General features: G+C 65.8%; 19 protein-coding genes. 8 read left to right on the top strand and 11 right to left on the bottom strand.

What is annotated here, in order from left to right:
- Positions 1-28: 28 nt before the first annotated feature.
- Positions 29-715, bottom strand: a complete 687-nt coding sequence (locus tag FAZ11_RS05180) for a FadR/GntR family transcriptional regulator (RefSeq protein WP_058764505.1) — start codon at positions 713-715, stop codon at positions 29-31.
- Positions 716-743: 28 nt separating this feature from the next.
- Entirely contained in the window at positions 744-1,496 is a 753-nt protein-coding gene (locus tag FAZ11_RS05175) for a FadR/GntR family transcriptional regulator (RefSeq protein WP_058764502.1), read from the bottom strand.
- A 265-nt stretch (positions 1,497-1,761) separates the two neighbouring features.
- Between FAZ11_RS05175 and FAZ11_RS05170 the strand changes: the two genes are divergently transcribed.
- On the top strand, positions 1,762-3,072 hold the full coding sequence (locus FAZ11_RS05170; protein ID WP_058768562.1) for an MFS transporter: 1,311 nt from the start codon (positions 1,762-1,764) through the stop codon (positions 3,070-3,072).
- Here FAZ11_RS05170 and FAZ11_RS05165 read toward each other — a convergent pair.
- Genes FAZ11_RS05165 through pabB form a run of 3 tightly spaced genes read right to left on the bottom strand, consistent with a single transcriptional unit; the run spans position 3,045 to position 6,395 of the window.
- Positions 3,045-4,325 (bottom strand): MFS transporter, encoded by a 1,281-nt coding sequence (locus FAZ11_RS05165; RefSeq protein WP_058773598.1) that lies wholly within the window; start codon positions 4,323-4,325, stop codon positions 3,045-3,047. The two genes, FAZ11_RS05170 and FAZ11_RS05165, sit on opposite strands and share 28 nt — an antisense overlap.
- A gap of 57 nt (positions 4,326-4,382) precedes the next feature.
- On the bottom strand, positions 4,383-5,003 hold the full coding sequence (locus tag FAZ11_RS05160; protein WP_017641933.1) for a phosphoadenosine phosphosulfate reductase domain-containing protein: 621 nt from the start codon (positions 5,001-5,003) through the stop codon (positions 4,383-4,385).
- A 48-nt stretch (positions 5,004-5,051) separates the two neighbouring features.
- Entirely contained in the window at positions 5,052-6,395 is a 1,344-nt protein-coding gene (gene pabB, locus FAZ11_RS05155; protein WP_058773599.1) for an aminodeoxychorismate synthase component I, read from the bottom strand.
- Between the two features lie 153 nt (positions 6,396-6,548).
- Between pabB and FAZ11_RS05150 the strand changes: the two genes are divergently transcribed.
- From FAZ11_RS05150 to prpD, 4 genes are all read left to right on the top strand, one after another.
- Positions 6,549-7,250: a GntR family transcriptional regulator gene (locus FAZ11_RS05150; protein WP_027598994.1), complete on the top strand. Its 702-nt coding sequence runs from the start codon at positions 6,549-6,551 to the stop codon at positions 7,248-7,250.
- Between the two features lie 4 nt (positions 7,251-7,254).
- Positions 7,255-8,142 carry a methylisocitrate lyase gene (gene prpB / locus FAZ11_RS05145; protein ID WP_058768559.1) on the top strand — a complete coding sequence of 296 codons (888 nt, stop codon included), beginning with the start codon at positions 7,255-7,257 and terminating at the stop codon, positions 8,140-8,142.
- 55 nt (positions 8,143-8,197) lie between these two features.
- Positions 8,198-9,325, top strand: a complete 1,128-nt coding sequence (prpC, locus tag FAZ11_RS05140) for a bifunctional 2-methylcitrate synthase/citrate synthase (protein ID WP_058773600.1) — start codon at positions 8,198-8,200, stop codon at positions 9,323-9,325.
- A gap of 110 nt (positions 9,326-9,435) precedes the next feature.
- Positions 9,436-10,920, top strand: coding sequence for a 2-methylcitrate dehydratase (gene prpD, locus FAZ11_RS05135; protein ID WP_058768558.1), 1,485 nt, complete (start codon positions 9,436-9,438; stop codon positions 10,918-10,920).
- 116 nt (positions 10,921-11,036) lie between these two features.
- On the opposite strand, the gene FAZ11_RS05130 is transcribed toward prpD, so the two are convergent.
- From FAZ11_RS05130 to FAZ11_RS05115, 4 genes are all read right to left on the bottom strand, one after another.
- Complete coding sequence (locus FAZ11_RS05130; protein ID WP_058764486.1) at positions 11,037-11,366, bottom strand: hypothetical protein; 330 nt, start codon at positions 11,364-11,366, stop codon at positions 11,037-11,039.
- Between the two features lie 26 nt (positions 11,367-11,392).
- Entirely contained in the window at positions 11,393-12,988 is a 1,596-nt protein-coding gene (locus FAZ11_RS05125; protein ID WP_058773601.1) for an isocitrate lyase, read from the bottom strand.
- 659 nt (positions 12,989-13,647) lie between these two features.
- On the bottom strand, positions 13,648-14,079 hold the full coding sequence (locus tag FAZ11_RS05120) for a GFA family protein (protein ID WP_058773602.1): 432 nt from the start codon (positions 14,077-14,079) through the stop codon (positions 13,648-13,650).
- Positions 14,080-14,178: 99 nt separating this feature from the next.
- A complete protein-coding gene (locus tag FAZ11_RS05115) occupies positions 14,179-14,460 on the bottom strand; it encodes a peptidylprolyl isomerase (protein WP_007160531.1) in 282 nt (93 codons plus the stop codon).
- A gap of 151 nt (positions 14,461-14,611) precedes the next feature.
- Here FAZ11_RS05115 and FAZ11_RS05110 point away from each other — a divergent pair, with 151 nt between their 5' ends.
- Positions 14,612-15,460 (top strand): CAP domain-containing protein, encoded by an 849-nt coding sequence (locus FAZ11_RS05110; RefSeq protein WP_058773603.1) that lies wholly within the window; start codon positions 14,612-14,614, stop codon positions 15,458-15,460.
- Here FAZ11_RS05110 and FAZ11_RS05105 read toward each other — a convergent pair.
- Together FAZ11_RS05105 and FAZ11_RS05100 are read right to left on the bottom strand one after the other, a co-directional pair.
- Complete coding sequence (locus FAZ11_RS05105) at positions 15,457-15,837, bottom strand: VOC family protein (protein ID WP_099049459.1); 381 nt, start codon at positions 15,835-15,837, stop codon at positions 15,457-15,459. The genes FAZ11_RS05110 and FAZ11_RS05105 overlap by 4 nt on opposite strands.
- Before the next feature lie 125 nt (positions 15,838-15,962).
- A complete protein-coding gene (locus FAZ11_RS05100) occupies positions 15,963-16,880 on the bottom strand; it encodes a LysR family transcriptional regulator (RefSeq protein WP_058773605.1) in 918 nt (305 codons plus the stop codon).
- A 129-nt stretch (positions 16,881-17,009) separates the two neighbouring features.
- Between FAZ11_RS05100 and FAZ11_RS05095 the strand changes: the two genes are divergently transcribed.
- Positions 17,010-17,768 (top strand): 5-oxoprolinase subunit PxpA, encoded by a 759-nt coding sequence (locus FAZ11_RS05095; RefSeq protein WP_058773606.1) that lies wholly within the window; start codon positions 17,010-17,012, stop codon positions 17,766-17,768.
- 70 nt (positions 17,769-17,838) lie between these two features.
- On the top strand, positions 17,839-18,087 hold the full coding sequence (locus FAZ11_RS05090; RefSeq protein ID WP_058764472.1) for an acetyl-CoA carboxylase: 249 nt from the start codon (positions 17,839-17,841) through the stop codon (positions 18,085-18,087).
- The last annotated feature ends 9 nt before the right edge of the window (positions 18,088-18,096 follow it).

The following is an 18,096-nucleotide window of genomic DNA, read 5'->3' as shown; positions in this document are numbered from 1 at the left end:
GAACGGGGAGGTTGCGTCGGGCGGGATGTCAGTCGGTGTAGCGCGCCAGGGTCACGGCGGCACTGTCGATCAGCATCATGCAGGCCCAGACGGCACGCGCGGCATCGCGGGAAGCGATCCCGTCGGCGAGGGTCTTGTGCAGGGGGAGGGTGCGGCGCAATTCGTCGGGATCGGCCGACGACAGGGTGAAGGAGGCGGCCAGCAGCGCGCCCAGGGCGGGCACCATCTGCTCGATGAACTGATTATGGCTGGCAGCCAGGACGCATTCGTGGAAGCGCTGGTCGGCGGTATTGTAGTCACCGCCGTTGAGCGAAGCTTCCAGGTGCTGATAGGCGACCTGGATCGCCTGGACCTGCTCGGGCGTGGCTCTTTCGCAAGCCCAGCGCACCGCCGCCGGTTCGATGGCATGGCGCAGGTCGAGCAGGTCCTTGACGAAGTGGGCGGGCAGGCCGCCGATGGCCAACCAGCCCACCACCTGGGTATCGAACAGATTCCAACGACTGAGCGGCAGCACGCGAGTGCCGACCTTGGGCCCGACTTCCAGCATGCCCTTGGCCGCCAGGGTCTTGATCGCCTCGCGCAGGATGGTGCGGCTAACGCCCAGCTCCTGGCAGAGATCCGCCTCTACCTTGAGCGCACTTCCGGGAGGAAACTGGCCAGCGGCGAGGCGTTGGCCGAGCTGTTCTACGGTCGAGGCATGGTAGCTGCTGGACATGAGGTCGTACCACTAGTGGGTTCTTCTCTCAATGATCATATGAAACATCGGCGGTGGACAAGGGCTCGGTCCGAAAGGACTCCGTCACCAGGTCATCGACGCCAGACAACTGGGCAATGGCGGCATGCCTGGCACTGAGCGGATCACGATGCTGAATGGCGGTCAGGATCGCCTTGTGGCGAGACACCAGTAGTGCCAGGCCGTCTCCGTTGAACAGTGCCGAGGAGCGTTCGAGATACTCGCGTACCGGCAGCAGCATGATGCTGTAGAGGTGGATCAGCAGCTCGTTGTGGGTGGCATTGGCGATGGACAGATGGAATTCCATGTCCGGCTCGGCCATGCCGGCGATGCCCTCTGCCTGCTCCATGCGAATGTAGGCATCTTCGATCGCGGCTATATCCTCGGGTAGGGCATTGGCCGCAGCCATGGCCGCCACCTCTGGCTCGATGATATTCCGCACCTTGATCAAGGTTTCGTAGAAGCCGTGCCGCGAGTCGCTCTGTAGCAGCCAATGCAGTACATCGGGATCGAACAGGTGCCACTCACGGCGTGGCCGCACTACGGTACCGACTTTGGGCTTGGAGCGGACCAGCCCCTTGGCGACCAGCACCCGGGTTGCTTCTCGGAGTACTGGACGACTGACATCGTAGTCTTCGCACAATTGAGCCTCGGGCGGCAGACGCTGCTCGGGTCGAAAATGACCTGAGACGATCTGAGTTCCGAGTTCATTGACGATACGGGCGTGTCGGCTTTTTCGCGGCAACGGGGTCTGGTAATTCATCGAAAGGCATCCGATTCGTCGTGCCATCATTGTAACACTGTCAGCGCAATAACCGTTGTAGAAGACGGCCCGACGGCTCTGGAATGGGGATTAGCGGAAAGCAAGATGTAGGATTTCCTACTTCGTGTCTTTATTTTTATAATACCAAATAGATAAATTTTGCCGATAAATGGCATTTTTTAGCTAATTGTCGTTTCAATGATAATATGTCAACCTTTTTATGCTTCGCGCTCAAATGGCACAAAAACAACAATCGGAGACCGCCATGCATCCTGATTCCGTCCTCATCCGCCGGATCACCCGGAAGCTAATTCCCTTCCTCGTTCTGCTCTATCTCGTGGCCTACATCGACCGCTCCGCGGTGGGGTTCGCCAAGCTGCACATGGGGGCCGACGTCGGTATCGGCGACGCCGCCTATGGCCTCGGTGCCGGACTGTTCTTCATCGGCTACTTCCTCTTCGAAGTGCCCAGCAACCTGCTGCTGGAGCGTTTCGGCGCGCGGCGCTGGTTCGCTCGCATCCTGGTGACCTGGGGTGCCATCACCATGGGCATGGCCTTCGTCCAGGGGCCCACCAGCTTCTATGTCATGCGCTTCTTGCTGGGGGTGGCCGAGGCCGGCTTCTTCCCGGGGGTGCTCTACTACCTCACCCAGTGGTTCCCGGTACGGCATCGCGGCAAGATCATGGGCCTGTTCATCCTTTCCCAGCCCATCGCCATGCTGGTGACCGGGCCGTTGTCAGGCCTGTTGCTGCAACTGGATGGCGCGCTCGGCCTGCACGGCTGGCAGTGGCTGTTCCTCTGCATCGGTGCGCCGGCGGTACTGCTCGCCTGGCCGACCCTGACCCGACTGCCGGACGGTCCGCAGCAGGTGGCCTGGCTGAATGCGGAGGAGAAGCGCTGGCTCGCCACGGAGCTGGAAAAGGACCTGCACCTGTTCGACCAGACCCGCCATGGCAACCCGCTGCAGGCACTCAAGGATCGTCGGGTGCTGCTCCTGGCGCTCTACTATCTGCCGGTGACCCTGAGCATCTATGGCCTGGGGCTGTGGCTACCAACGCTGATCCACCAATTCGGCGGCAGCGACCTCACCACCGGCTTCGTTTCGGCCATTCCCTATGCCTTCGGCATCCTCGGCCTGCTCATCGTGCCGCGCAGTTCGGATCGGCTGGGTGATCGCTACGGGCACCTGGCGGTGCTCTATACAGTGGGCGCCCTGGCCATGGCCGGTAGCGCCTGGTTCGACACCGCCGTGTTGCAACTCGCGGCGCTGTCGGTGGTTGCCTTCTGCCTGTTTTCCCTCACGGCGTTGTTCTGGACCCTGCCGGGACGGTTCTTCGCCGGGGCCAGTGCCGCCGCCGGCATCGCCCTGATCAATTCGGTGGGCAACCTCGGCGGCTATCTAGGTCCCTATGGCATAGGCGCGCTCAAGGCAGCGACCGGTACCCTGGCTTCCGGACTCTATCTGCTGGCGGGGGTGCTGGTGTTCGGCCTGCTGCTCACCGGCATCGTCTACACCCGCCTGGAGCGCAAGCACCGCCGCGCAGAGGGTTACGCCGTGGAGCGCTCCGCCGGCTGACGATTCGGGCAGGTCTCGGCGGCGAACCAGGCGGCGCCGAGGCACACCAGATTGGCGATCAGCAGGTAGGCACCCGGTGCCATGCGATCCCCGGTGGCACCGAGCAGCCAGGTCACCACGATCTGGGCGGTGCCGCCGAAGGCTGCCACGCCCACCGCATAGACCAGCGAAAAGCCGGTGGCCCGCACGCGCTGCGGAAAGCTTTCCACCAGCAGCACGATCAGCGCGGCGCCGCTCATGCCGTGCAGGCCGGAGAGCACCGCCAGGGTCAGCAAGAAGACGCCGGCTCCGGGGGCCCGGACGATCAGTTCCAGGGCCGGATAGAGCAGCACCAGTAGCAGCAGGCGCGGCAGGATCAGCACGATGCGCCGGCCATAGCGATCACTGAGCACGCCACCGACGATCGAGCAGACCGCCATGGCCGCGCCCGTTACCAGGGTGGCGAGCATGGCGATGTCGGCCGGCAGCTTGAGTTCGACCAGGGCGAAGGTGGTCATGTAGTTGAGGAAATACTGGGTGATGGTGCTGCCGGAGAGGATCAGCAGGCCCAGTACCAGGGGGCGGCGCTGGGTCGCCAGCACGTCGCCCAGTACCGCGCCGGTGCCCCGGGTTTCACCGACGTGGGTATCCACCAGGCCGCGACGGATATAGAGACCGATGGGCAGGATCACAAGGCCGAGCAGGAAGGGCAGACGCCAGCCCCAGGCCAGCAGTTGCTCCGGTGTCAGCCAGAGGGTCAGGCCGTAGCCGATCAGTCCGGCCGCCACCGCCGCCAGGCCCTGGGCCACCACCTGCCAGCAGGCGTAGGTGCCGCGCTTGTGCAGCGGCGCCGCTTCGAGGATGTAGGTGGTGGCGGGACCGGCTTCGCCGCCCCAGGCCAGGCCCTGCAGCAGGCGCGTCACCACCAGCAGGATGGGCGCGGCGATGCCGATCTGTTCGTAGCCGGGCAGTATGGCGATGCCACCGGTGCCCAGGGCCATCAGCACCATGGTCAACAGCATGGCTGGCTTGCGGCCGACGCGGTCGGCCCAGGCACCGATGAAGAGGGCGCCCAGTGGCCGGACGACGAAGCCGACACCGAAGGTAACGACGCTGGCCATCAGGCTGGCGAAGGCATTCTGCGAGGGAAAGAACACCTGGCCGATGAGCACGGCGAAGGTGGCATAGACGCCGAAGTCGAAGAACTCCACGGCGTTGCCGAGCACCACGGCGAAGACGCCCTTGCGGGAGTGGGTAGGGCTGGAAGCGTTCATGGGCAGAGGTTCAGCAGAGCAGGGCGCGCCCGAATCGAGCGCGCGAAAGACGTCGACTCAGTGGGCGAGGTGCAGGCCGCACTCGCGATTCTCGTCGCCCTTGGTGGGATCGAAGTAGTCGAATTCGTTGGGCAGGTCGTGGGCGGTCAGGTACTGGTAGAGGTCCTTGGAGGTCCAGTGCAGCAGCGGCGCGACCTTGATCAGGCCATCCGGATTGACGCTGACCGGGTCCATCTGGGCGCGCACGGCGGTGTCGGTGGCGCGCAGGGCAGTGAACCAGACCTCCGGGGCGGTCTCGCGCAGGGCGCGGGCGAAGGGTTCGAGCTTGACCTCTTCGGTGAAGGCGGCGTGACGCGGATCGTCCAGCCCCGGCACCGGACCGTCGATGGCCTCGCGGTGGGCGCGGGAGCGCTTGGGCAGGTAGGTCACCAGGTTGAGATTGAGCTTGCGCACGATCTCGTCGGCGCAGCGATAGGTGGCGGGGGTGTTGTAGCCACTGTCCATCCAGACCACCGGGATATCCGGCTTGACCTGGCTGACCAGGTGCAGGATCACCGCCTCGAAGGGACGGAAGTTGGTGGTGACGATGGCGCTTTTACCCAGCCCCAGGGCCCAGGCGACGAGCTTTTCGGGGTCGCGGCCGAGGTCGGCGTTGATGCGGGCGAGATCGAGAGACATGGCGGGCTCCAGGCAGGGAGAAGATGACGTCATGGTAACAAAGCTCGATCAGCTGTGGGCTTCCAGCGTCTCCAGCAGCACCCGCACCTTGGCCAGGGACTCGGCGTACTCGTCGGCCCAGTGGGAATCCATGACGATGCCGCCGCCGCCCCAGCAGCTGAGCACGCCGTCTTCGGCGAGCAGGCTGCGGATCAGGATGGAGCTGTCGCTCTCGCCGCGCACGTCCAGGTAGAGCAGCGAACCGCAGTAGGGGCCGCGGCGGGTCTCTTCCAGCTCGTCGATGATCTGCATGGCACGGATCTTCGGTGCGCCGGTGATGGAGCCGCCGGGAAAGCTGCCGGCCAAGAGGTCCAGGGCGTCCAACCCGGCGGCCAGTTCACCGGTGACGGCGCTGACCAGGTGGTGGACGTTGGGATAGCTCTCCAGGGCGAACAACTCGGGCACCCGTACCGAGCCGATGCGGCAACTGCGCCCCAGGTCGTTGCGCAGCAGGTCGACGATCATCAGATTCTCGGCGCGATCCTTGGGGCTGGCCAGCAGGGCCTCGGCCTCGGCGGCATCGGCGGCGAGATCGGCGCGGCGTGGCCGGGTGCCCTTGATTGGCCGGGTTTCCACCTGGCCGCGGCTCACCCGCAAAAAGCGCTCGGGCGAATGGCTGAGCAGGGCGCCCCTGTCCAGTGCCAGGTAGCCGGAGAAGGGCGTCGGGCAGGCCGCGCGCAGGGCGAGGTAGGCGGCCCAGGGCGAACCCTGGAAGGGGGCGCGAAAGCGCTGGGCGAAGTTGACCTGGTAGCAATCGCCCGCGGCGATATAGGCCTGGATGGCCTCGATGCGCTGGCGATAGGTATCGCGGTCGATGTCGGCGGCGAAGGGCGCGGTGAGGCTGAAGTCCGAGGTCTCGGGCGTTGCCTCGGCTTCGAACAGGGCGATCAGCCGCTGCCGTTCGCCTGCGTCCAGTGCCGGATGGCAGACCAGTTGGCTGGTCCGCGCCTGGTGATCGGTGGTGAGCGCCCAGGCATAGAGCCCCAGGCGGGCATCGGGCAGTTGCAGATCGGCGCGGGCACCCTCCTGCAGCCGTTCCAGGCGCCGGCCGAAGTCATAGCCGAGATAGCCCAGCAGGCCACCGGCGAAGGGGAGCTCCACTTGGTCCGGCAATTCCGCTCGGCCTAGTGTGCCCAAGGCGGCACGCGCCCGGGCGAAGAAGGCGCGGCCATCTTCGTCGGCTGCCGGTTGCAGCACCGCCAGCGGCCAGGCCGCCATGAGGTCGTAACGACCGCGCTCGGCCACCGGCCGCCCGGAATCCAGCAGCACCGCGCCGGGCTCGCCCTGCAGCAGGGCGAAACGCGCCGTGGGCTCGGCGTGGTAGGGCAGCGGATGCAGGTGGCAGAAGGGCATGGCGAGGTCGGCTGGGTAGATGGCGCGCTAGTGTAGCGAACCCGCTCAGGGGGAGGGGAGATACAGACTGTCACAGCTGGATTGTCGACAAAGATTGACGGGAAAGGCGTTCAGGCGTAGTTATTCAGCCCATAAACACAAAAGGTGTCGACAATGATCGATAGCCCCCTCCAGGCCGAAGCGCCCGAGACCGACAGCGGGACCCTCTCCGAGCAGGTCTTCCGGCGCATTCGCGAGGCCATCGTCCGCGGCGACGTGGCGCCGGGCAGCAAGATTTCCGAGCCCGAGCTGGCCCGTACCTATGGCATCAGCCGCGGTCCGCTGCGCGAAGCCATCCATCGCCTGGAAGGCCAACGGCTGGTGGTGCGGGTGCCCCATGCCGGCGCCCGGGTCGCCGCCCTGAGCCTGGCCGAACTGGTCGAACTCTACGAGATCCGCGAATCCCTCGAAGGCATGGCCTGCCGCCTGGCGGCGGAGCGCCTCACGCCCCAGGGCATCGACGAACTGCGTCAGTTGCTGGATACCCACGAGCGCGACCCGGCGTTCCAGGCCGGCACCGGCTATTACCTGCAGGAAGGCGACCACGACTTCCACTACCGCATCATCCAGGCCAGCGGCAACGGCATGCTGGTGCGGCTGCTGTGCGGCGAGCTCTATCACCTGGTGCGCATGTACCGGCTCAAGGTCTCCGCCACCCCCAACCGGCCGCGCCAGGCTTTCGCCGAGCACCATCGCATCCTCGATGCCCTGGCCGAGGGCGACGGCGAACTGGCCGAACTGCTGATGCGCCGCCACATCGCCGCGTCCAAGCGCAATCTGCAGCACCATCCCCTAGTCCAAGCTCAGTCGAGGTAACGCCATGCCTGCCGTCAGTCCCGGCCAGAAATTCCGCGCCGCCGTCGCCGCCGAACGCCCGCTGCAGGTGGTCGGCACCCTCAACGCCAATCATGCGCTGCTGGCCAAGCGTGCCGGCTTCCAGGCCATCTACCTGTCCGGCGGCGGCGTCGCGGCCGGTTCCCTGGGGCTGCCGGACCTGGGCATCAGCGGCCTGGAAGACGTCTTGATCGACGTGCGCCGCATCACCGACGTCTGCGACCTGCCGCTGCTGGTGGACGTCGACACCGGCTTCGGCGCCTCGGCCTTCAACGTGGCCCGCACCGTCCGGTCGCTGATCAAGGCCGGCGCGGCGGCCATGCATATCGAGGATCAGGTGGGTGCCAAGCGCTGTGGTCATCGGCCGGGCAAGGAGATCGTCAGCCAGCAGGAGATGGTCGACCGCATCAAGGCCGCGGTGGACGCCCGTACCGATCCCGACTTCGTCATCATGGCCCGCACCGACGCCCTGGCGGTGGAGGGCCTGCAGGCCGCCATCGACCGCGCCTGCGCCTGCGTCGAGGCCGGCGCCGACATGATCTTTCCCGAGGCCATGACCGAGTTGCCCATGTACCGCCAGTTCGCCCAGGCGGTGAAGGTGCCGATCCTGGCCAACATCACTGAATTCGGCGCCACGCCGCTGTTCACCACCGAGGAGCTGGCCGGGGCCGAGGTCAGCCTGGTGCTCTATCCGCTGTCGGCCTTCCGCGCCGCCAACCGCGCCGCCGAGCACGTCTACACGGCGATCCGCCGCGATGGCAGCCAGCAGGCGGTGGTCGACACCATGCAGACCCGCGCCGAGCTCTACGACCGCATCGACTATCACAGGTACGAAGATCAGCTGGATCGCCTGTTCCAGCAACACAAGCACTGAGGCTCCACCCTGAACGCCCGCTTTTTCGCATAACAACTCCAAGAGGAGCGAGACGATGGCAGACAGCAAAACCCTTGGCGGCGCCGGCCTGCGTGGCCAGGTCGCCGGCCGGACCGCGCTATGCACCGTCGGCAAGACCGGCGCCGGCCTCACCTACCGGGGCTACGACATCCGCGAACTGGCCGCTGAGGCCGACTTCGAGGAAGTCGCCCACCTGTTGCTCCATGGCGAGCTGCCGACCCAGGCGCAACTGGACGCCTACCGCCAGCGCCTGGCCGCGCTGCGCGACCTGCCGCAGCCACTCAAGGAAGGCCTGGAGCGCATTCCCGCCAGCGCCCATCCCATGGATGTGATGCGCACCGGCGCCTCGCTGCTGGGCACCCTGGAGCCGGAGCGCAGCTTCGCCGACCAGCAGCTGGTGGCCGACCGCCTGCTCGGTGCCTTTCCGGCGATCCTGCTCTATTGGCATCACTTCAGCCAGAGCGGCACCCGCATCGACTGCAGCAGCGACGCCCCAGACATCGCCAGCCACTTCCTAACCCTGCTGCACGGTAAGGCGCCCAGCGAGTTGCACGCCCGGGTGATGAACGTTTCGCTGATCCTCTATGCCGAGCACGAATTCAACGCCTCCACCTTTACCGCCCGGGTCTGCGCCTCGACGCTGTCCGACCTCTATTCCTGCGTCACCGGTGCCATCGGCTCCCTGCGCGGGCCGCTGCATGGCGGTGCCAACGAGGCGGCCATGGCGCTGATCGAGCGCTTCGCCTCGCCGGAGGACGCGGTCGCGGGTCTCAAGCAGATGCTCGAACGCAAGGAAAAGGTGATGGGCTTCGGCCACGCCATCTACCGCGACAGCGATCCGCGCAACGAGGTGATCAAGGACTACGCCCGGCAATTGGCGGCGGAAGTGGGCGACCGGGTGCTGTTCCCGGTTTCGGAAGCCATCGACCGCACCATGAAGGAAGAGAAGGGGCTGTTTCCCAACGCCGACTTCTACCACGCCTCGGCCTACCACTTCCTCGGCATCCCGACGCCGCTGTTCACGCCGATCTTCGTCTGCTCGCGTACAGCCGGCTGGTGCGCCCACGTCTTCGAGCAGCGCGCCGACAACCGCATCATCCGCCCCAGCGCGGATTACATCGGTGTGGAGCAGCGGCCGTTCACGCCCATCGCCAATCGGTGAATGTTTGATCGCGGCCATGGGCCGCTCCTACGGGAGCGGCCTCGGCAGCCAACCCCCGTAGGAGCGGCCGCATCGGCGGACCGCCACGGCCACGATATAAAGGAAATCTCATGAGCGCCAACGTCGATCTCAACAACCGACCCGATTACGACCAGGTCATCCAGGACCTGGCCGACTACGTGCTGACCTACCAGGTCACCTCTCGCGAGGCCCTGGACACCGCCCGCAATTGCCTGATGGACACCCTCGGCTGCGGCCTGCTGTCCCTGCGCTTCCCCGAGTGCACCAAGCTGCTCGGCCCCCAGGTGGAGGGTACCGTGGTACCCCAGGGCGCGCGGGTGCCGGGTACCAGCTATCGCCTGGACCCGGTCAAGGCGGCCTGGGACATCGGCTGCATCATTCGCTGGCTGGACTACAACGACACCTGGCTGGCCGCCGAGTGGGGGCATCCCTCCGACAACCTCGGCGCCATCCTGGCGGTGGCCGACCACCTCTCCCAGCGCCGCGTGGCTCAGGGCGAGGCGCCCCTGACCATGCGTGAGGTGCTGGAAGCCATGGTCATGGCCCATGAGATCCAGGGGGTGTTCGCACTAGAGAACTCCTTCAATCGCGTTGGCCTGGACCATGTTTTCCTGGTCAAGCTGGCCTCCACCGCGGTCAGCGCCAAGCTGATGGGCGCCAACCGCGAGCAACTGCTGGCGGCCCTGTCCCACGCCTTCGTCGATGGCCAGGCGCTGCGCACCTATCGCCATGCGCCCAACGCCGGCAGCCGCAAGTCCTGGGCCGCGGGTGACGCCTCCAGCCGCGGCGTGCGCCTGGCCGACATCGCCCTGCGTGGCGAGATGGGCATTCCCGGGGTGCTCAGCGCGCCTCAGTGGGGCTTCTATGACGTGCTGTTCAGCCATACCAACAAGGACCTGGCCACCAAGCCGGCCGACCAGCGCCAATTCCGCTTTCCCCAGGGCTTCGGCAGCTACGTGATGGAAAACGTGTTGTTCAAGATCAGCTTCCCGGCGGAATTCCATGCCCAGACCGCCGCCGAGGCCGCGGTGCTCCTGCATCCCCAGGTGCGTGATCGCGTCGATCAGATCGAGAAGATCGTGGTGACCACCCACGAATCGGCCATCCGCATCATCTCCAAGCAGGGTCCCATGGCCAATGCCGCCGACCGCGACCACTGCCTGCAATACATGATCGCCGTGCCGCTGCTGTTCGGTGATCTGGTCGCCGAGCACTACGAGGACGCCTTCCACCAGGCCCATCCGCGCATCGACCAGCTGCGCGAGAAGATGGTGATCGTCGAGGACGAGCGCTACAGCCGCGAGTACCTGGAAGCCGACAAGAGATCCATCGCCAACGCCCTGCAGGTGTTCTTCACCGACGGCAGCAGCACCGAGAAGATCGCCGTGGAATACCCCATCGGCCATCGCCGGCGTCGCGAAGAGGGCATTCCGCTCTTGGAGCGCAAATTCCAGAACAACCTGGCCACGCGCTTCCCGGCCGGTCGCTGCGCTCAGATCTTCGAGCTGTGCAAGGATCAGGCAGGACTGGAAGCGACGCCGGTGCACCGCTTCGTGGATCTATTCGTGTTGTAAACAGAAGAGGCGACTCGCTCGATCCAAGAGGGCCATCCAGGATCAGGCGAGTCGCCTCGAAGGTTGGGGCAGGGCGCGATGGGTGACTAAGCACCCATCGCGCCCTTTTTCATGGCTTAGTAGTAACGATCCACATAGGCCGGCTGTTGCTGCCGACCGGCCAGGCGCCAGTGTTCCTGCAGGGCAGCGTGGACGCTTCGGATGAAGTTGTCGTCCGCCGCCGCCGACTTGCCAACGTAGCCGCCGCCCTTGTTGTAGGTCTTGAAGCGGATGCGCAGGCTGGGATGGCGCTCTTCGAACTGCTCGGGCGTCTCGCCGCCGGGCAGGCGGTCGACGTGCACCGCGCCGCTCTCGCAGACCCAGAGGATGTGGTTGTGGTTCTTGTCCTTGAGCCGGGCGAACAGTTGCTTGAGATCGTCCAGGCTGGGGTTGTCGTTCAGGTTCATGAGCGTGTCCTCCGCAGTGGCCGTGATCAATGGAACTGGTTCATGGTGTTGTCCTTGCCCGCCGCCTTGAGCGCGGCTTCCCCGGCAAAGTATTCCTTGTGGTCGTCGCCCATGTCCGAGCCGGCCATGTTCTGGTGCTTGACGCAGGCGATGCCCTGGCGGATCTCCTGGCGCTGCACGCCCTTGACGTAGGCCAGCATGCCTTCCTCGGCGAAGTAGCCCTTGGCCAGGTTGTCGGTGGACAGGGCCGCGGTGTGGTAGGTGGGCAGGGTGATCAGGTGGTGGAAGATGCCTGCCTCCCGCGCCGCGTCGCGCTGGAAGCTCTGGATGCGCGCGTCGGCCAGGCGACCCAGTTCGGTGTCGTCGTAGTCCACGCTCATCAGCTTGGCGCGGTCGTAGGCGGAGACGTCCTTGCCCTCGGCCTGCAGGGCGTCGAACACCTGCTGGCGGAAGCTCAGCGTCCAGTTGAACGACGGGCTGTTGTTGTAGACCAGCTTGGCGTTGGGCACGACCTCGCGGATGCGGTCGACCATGGCCTTGATCTGGCCTACGTGGGGCTTCTCGGTCTCGATCCACAGCAGGTCGGCGCCGTTCTGCAGCGAGGTGATGCAGTCCAGCACCACCCGGTCCACGCCGCTGCCGGCACGGAACTGGAACAGGCCGCTGGCCAGGCGCTTGGGCCGCAGCAGCTTGCCGCCGCGGCTGATGAGGACATCGCCGTTGCCCAGCTGGCTGGCGTCCACCTCGTCGCAGTCGAGGAAGCCGTTGTACTGGTCGCCCAGGTCGCCCGGCTGCTTGCTCACGGCGATCTGCTTGGTCAGGCCGGCGCCCAGGGAGTCGGTACGGGCGACGATGACGCCCTCGTCCACGCCCAACTCGAGGAAGGCGTAGCGCACGGCGTTGATCTTGGCCAGGAAGTCCTCGTGGGGCACCGTGACCTTGCCGTCCTGGTGGCCGCACTGCTTCTCGTCGGAGACCTGGTTTTCCAGCTGGATGCAGCAGGCCCCGGCTTCGATCATCTTCTTGGCCAAGAGGTAGGTGGCTTCGGCGTTGCCGAAACCGGCGTCGATGTCGGCGATGATCGGCACCACGTGGGTTTCGTGGTTATCGATCTTGGCCTGGATGGCGGCGGCCTTGGCGTTCTCGTCGGCGGCGCGGGCGGCGTCCAGCTCGCGGAACAGCATGCCCAGTTCGCGGGCATCGGCCTGGCGCAGGAAGGTGTAGAGCTCTTCGATCAGCGCCGGCACGCTGGTCTTCTCGTGCATGGACTGATCGGGCAGCGGGCCGAATTCCGAGCGCAGCGCGGCGATCATCCAGCCGGACAGATAGAGGTAGCGGCCTTGGGTGCTGCCCAGGTGCTTCTTGATGGCGATCAGCTTCTGCTGGCCGATGAAGCCGTGCCAGCAGCCCAGGGACTGGGTGTAGGCGCTGCTGTCGGCGTCGTAGGCGGCCATGTCCCGGCGCATGATGGCCGCGCAGTGGCGGGCGATGTCGAGACCGGTCTTGAAGCGATTCTGCAAGCGCATCCGGGCGGCGTATTCCGGATTGATGGCGCTCCAGTGATTGCCGGTGCTGTTCTTGAGGGCGGCGATGGCCTGAACGTCGTTCTCGTAAGCGGACATGAGTCGATCCTTCCTGATGAGGGTTGCTTGGGTACCAGTCTTTTCCCAACGCCTGGCAGGGGGATGGCGGTTGCCATCTGGCTGCCAGTCGCGAAGGCGAGAGGTGGGCCCAGCTGTCGAGTCATGTCGCCGTGCGTGCCTGCATGGATCCGGACGTCACCTCTGGCGACGCTGCCTCGAGCAGCGTGGCGTTCCAGTCGTCTTCTCTTGTAGTGCCTCTTGAGCATCACTACGCAAGACGGCCCGAGGGTCACCCGGAGCCCAGGCGCGACCCGCATGGATAGGGGGTTCGCGTCCGGTGCACTTAGAGATTTGCAGGAGATCAGGGCGTCGTCAACTAGGTTTTGTAGTGCTTTCGTATAGTCACTACAAAAGTCGTAGAGCAGGTGTGCAGTGGGTTTCAGGCGTCTATTGGTGACCAACGGGTCGCGGCTCGGGGCGAAACAGGGCCGTAAGCCAAGGCCTAGGCCGTGACCCTGCGGTCATAGCAGAGGGGGTTGAGCGGACTTTGGTATCCGGCCTTGGCCGCTGCCCAGGGGAGGGAGCGGAGGGAGGACTCGCCAGTCAGTACCGACGAACGGTAGCGACACCCCGGCTTGGTAGTCACTCATGTGGGGTGATCCGTCCGCTACGGCGAGCGAGGGCGCAGCAGCACGGCGCTAGGTCGGGTCGGACGGGTCCTGTTCGGCGAACAGCTGCGCACCGGTCAACTGGCGGGTCTGGTTGCTGAAGCAGTACCAGGCGGGTTTCTCGTCGATGAAGACTTCGCTGGTCAGGGTCCAATCCGGGCCATCGCCGAGCAGGCCGACGGGGATGGCGTAGTAGGGTTTGGCCTTGAGTCGGTAGAACAGATGGGTGCCGCAGTGGCGGCAGAAGCCACGCTCCGCCCAGTCGGACGAGGCGTGGATGGCCAGGGCGTCACCGCCGCCAATGAGGGGCTGCTGCGCGCATTCCGCGACCAGCAGCGGGCCTCCGCCCCAGCGGCGGCAGGTCTGGCAGTGGCAGGCCGATACCTCGGTGCTGTCGGGGCGGCAATCGAGCTGGACGGCGCCGCACAGGCACTGGCCGTGGCAGGAGAGGGGAGTGGACAAGGCGCTATCCTCGCAAGGGGCAGGGGAATCTGCAGGATAGCCGGGAACGCGGAGGGAGAGGGAACGACGCTCCCGCGCAGGGCGGGAGCGCCCGCGGGATCAATCCTCGCGGCTGGTGACTTCCACCAGGTGATAACCGAACTGGGTCTTCACCGGACCCTGGACCTGGTGCAGCGGAGCGCTGAACACCACGGTGTCGAATTCCTTGACCATCTGGCCCGGGCGGAAGGTGCCCAGGTCACCGCCTTGGCGGCTGGAGGGGCAGCTGGAGTTGTCCTTGGCCACCTGGGCGAAATCGGCGCCCCCTTCGATGGCGGCTTTGAGTTCGTTGCACTTGGCTTCGCTGGAAACCAGGATGTGGCGGGCAGAGGCTTTGGCCATGGGATGACTCCTGTTGAATTGACCGGCGAGCCTACCCCAATCGCCCTGGCAAGCAAACTGCCGTCCGTTCCTCGGCTGGCGCAGCGGCTGGCTTGCACCCTGCGCCCAGGCCGGGTACATAGCGCTTCCCTGTTTCCGGATCGGTTCGCGCATGTCTCGTCTTCTCGCTGTCTCCCTGTCGCTCACCGCTGGCCTGCTGGCCAATGTCGCCCTGGCGGCGACACCCGAGGAAACCCAACTGCTCGGCCTGATCAACGCCTACCGCGCCGCCCCCCAGGGCTGTGCCGGGGCACGCGCTGCCGCGCCATTGGCTGCCGATAGCCGCCTGGCCGCGGTGCGCCTGACGGGTCGCGACCGCTTGCAGAGCGACCTGCGCGCCGCGGGCTACCAGGCCGCCGCCGTGCAGGTGATCCTGCTGGCCGGCGCCCCCACCGCCCAGGCGGCCATGGCCGGCTTGCGTCAGCAGTATTGCCGTCCGCTGGCCAGCGGCGACTTTGCCCAGATCGGCGTGAGCCAACAGGGGCCGCGCTGGCAACTGGTGCTGGCGCGCCCGGTGGTGAGTGCGGGCTTGGGGGATTGGCAGGTCGCTGGCCAGGCGGTGCTGGCCGAGGTCAATCGCGCCCGCGCTCAGGCACGCACCTGTGGTACCCGGCGTTTCGCGGCGACCACGCCGCTGCGCTGGAATCCGGCGCTGGCCAAGGCCGCCCTGGCCCATAGCCAGGACATGGCCAGCCATGACTTCTTCTCCCACACGGCGCCCGGTGGCGGCACCGTGGCCGAGCGCGTGGCCAAGCAGGGCTATGGCTGGACCCGCATCGGCGAGAACATCGCCGCCGGTGCCGGCTCGGTGGCCCAGGCCATGCAGGGCTGGCTGGCCAGTCCGGGACACTGCGCCAACCTGATGAATCCCGAGTTCACCGAGATGGGCGCGGCCTACGCGCTCAATCCGCGCAGCACCCATAGTCTCTACTGGACCCAGGTGTTCGGTCGGCCGCGCTAGGCCTGGTATTCGGCGATCTCGATCAGGTTGAGATCCGGATCGCGTACATAGACCGAGCGGATCGGCCCCGTGGCACCGGTACGGTCCACCGGGCCTTCCAGGATCGGCCAGCCTTCGCGCTGCAAATGGGCGATCACCGCCTCTAGCGGCTGGGAGGCGATGAAGCAGAGATCGAGCGCGCCTGGCACTGGCAGGTGTGCCTTGGGCTCGAATTCCCGGCCGCGCTCGTGCAGGTTGATCTTCTGGTTGCCGTATCTCAGCGCCTTGCGCCCGGCACCGAACGCCTCCAGGCGCATGCCCAGCACCCGGGTGTAGAAGTCTTCGCAGGCGGTGAGGTCCACGGTGGTCAGGACCAGGTGATCCAGGTGGTCGATCAGCATGATGACGATCTCCGTGACAGGGCTGGCCTTGCACTGTGCCAGTGCCGCGCGTGCTCGGCCATCGGTAGCCTGGAGCCGGCTTGGCTGTCGCTCTTGGCCCGGCTGGACGTCTTCGACCTTCCCTAGCGTCTCGTACTGGTCAGTTGTGGGGTCAGGAAGGACTGGCGGAAATATTCGCGGAAGGCCTGCATGGCGGGCGTCAGCTCACGCTCCCGGTGCCAGGCCAAGCCCACGCTCATCGAGGGGACCGGGTCGAGCAGGCTCAGCGTCTCGATGCGTTTACCCTCCAGCGACCAGGGGCGGTAGACCAGGTCGGATAGGATGGCGACGCCGGAGCCATTGGCGACCATGCTGCGAACGGCTTCCACTGAACTGGTGCGCAAGATCACCCGCGGCTCCTGCCCACTGGCGCGCCAGTAACGCATGGAGGACTCACCGGCTTCGTCGACCGTGAGCATGATGTACGGCTGAGCGGCGACATCGGCCAGGTTCACCGCGGGTTGCTCGACCAGGGGATGGCGCGCGGGCAGCCAGAGCCGGCGCGTCGAGCTGAAAAGGGTTTCCGCGGCGATTTGCGGCTCGGTCAGGTTGCCGGTAAGCACGACGGCCATATCGTAGCGGCCGCCGAGCAGCCCCTGCTCGATATCCACCCGTTCCCGTTCGTGTAGGTGCATGCGCAGGTCCGGATACCACTGCGCCAGGCGTTGCAGGTGGTGCGGCAGGAAGTAGCCCATCACGGTGTAACTGGCGGCCACGTTCAGGCTGCCGTTGAACTGGGTGTCCGGCAACGGGCTGTTCAGCGCGTCATCGACGCTGCGCAGGATCGAATAGGCGTGGTTGAGGAAGTGCCGACCGTTATCGGTCAGCGTCATGCCCTGGGCCGTGCGCGTGAACAAGGCGGCGCCGAGCAGTTGCTCCAGTTCCTGGATCGCGCTGGTGATCGCCGATTGCGAGATGTGCAGGTTCGCCGCCGCTTGGGAAATCTGTCCGAGTTCGGCGGTGGCGACGAAGTAACGCACCTGACGCAGAGTGAAGGCCATAGGACTGCTCGGGTAGGTATCGATTTTTCCGAAACTACTCTATCGGATAATAAATCTACCCAATACCACCCCTGCGACTTAACGTCACTGCACTGACCTTGCACCTTCGAAGACAGAGGCCACGCGGTGATGAAGACAGTCGATCTCAATTCCGACATGGGTGAAGGTTTCGGCCCCTGGACCATCGGCGATGGCGTGGATGAGGCGATCATGCCGCTGATCAGCAGTGCCAACATCGCCACCGGTTTCCACGCCGGTGATCCGAACATCATGCGCCGTACCGTCGAGCGGGCCCTCGAACTCGGCGTAGGTATCGGTGCCCACCCCGGCTTCCGTGACCTGGTCGGCTTCGGCCGTCGGTACCTCGACGCACCCGTCACCGAGCTGATCAACGACATGCTCTACCAGCTCGGCGCCCTGCGTGAGTTCGCGCGCCTGCACGGCGCGGCGCTGCAGCACATCAAGCCGCACGGCGCCTTGTACATGCACCTGGCGCGAGACGAGCGGGCCGCCCGCGAATTCGTCGAGACGCTGCAGCGGGTCGATCCGCAGCTCCTGCTGTTCTGCATGCCCGGTTCGGCCACCTGGCGCGTCGCCCAGGCGTTGGGCCAGCCGACGGTACGCGAGTTCTACGCCGATCGCGATTACGACAACAGCGGCTCCATCGTCTTCATCCGCCGAGTCAAGGCGCTCGATCCTCAGGAGGTGGCCGCCAAGGTGCTGCGGGCCTGCCAGGAGGGATGCGTGCACACGGTCGAGGGCGACGACATCGAAATCGCCTTCGATTCGATCTGTATCCACAGTGACACCCCCGGCGCACTGGCGCTGGTCCAGGCGATCCGAGCGGCCTTGCAGGACGCGGGCATCACCATCAAGGCGCCGCGCTGAGCGCCCCCCGCACGCCGGGATCCCCTTTTTTGAATCTGCCATCCACACATTCGAATAATGAGGAACAGCCGTGGCCGAACATAATGTGCAGTCGCCCTTGCCGGGCACCTTCTACCGCAAGTCGGCGCCGGACGCCCCGGTCTATGTGGAGGTGGGCCAGTGGGTCGAACCCGGCAGGGTGATCGGACTGATCGAGGTGATGAAGCAGTTCTCCGAAGTGCTCGCCGAGCGTGCCGGTACCCTGCAGGCCTTCTTGGTGGAAGACGGCGATCCGGTCGAGCCGGGGCAGGCACTCGCGACCATCAGCGTCGACGCCTGAGGGCCTGAG

The sequence above is a fragment of the Pseudomonas rhizoryzae genome (assembly GCF_005250615.1).
GTDB lineage: Bacteria > Pseudomonadota > Gammaproteobacteria > Pseudomonadales > Pseudomonadaceae > Chryseomonas > Chryseomonas rhizoryzae.
Note: the sequence above shows the minus strand (reverse complement) of the source record. Positions and strands in the feature narration are given on the sequence as shown.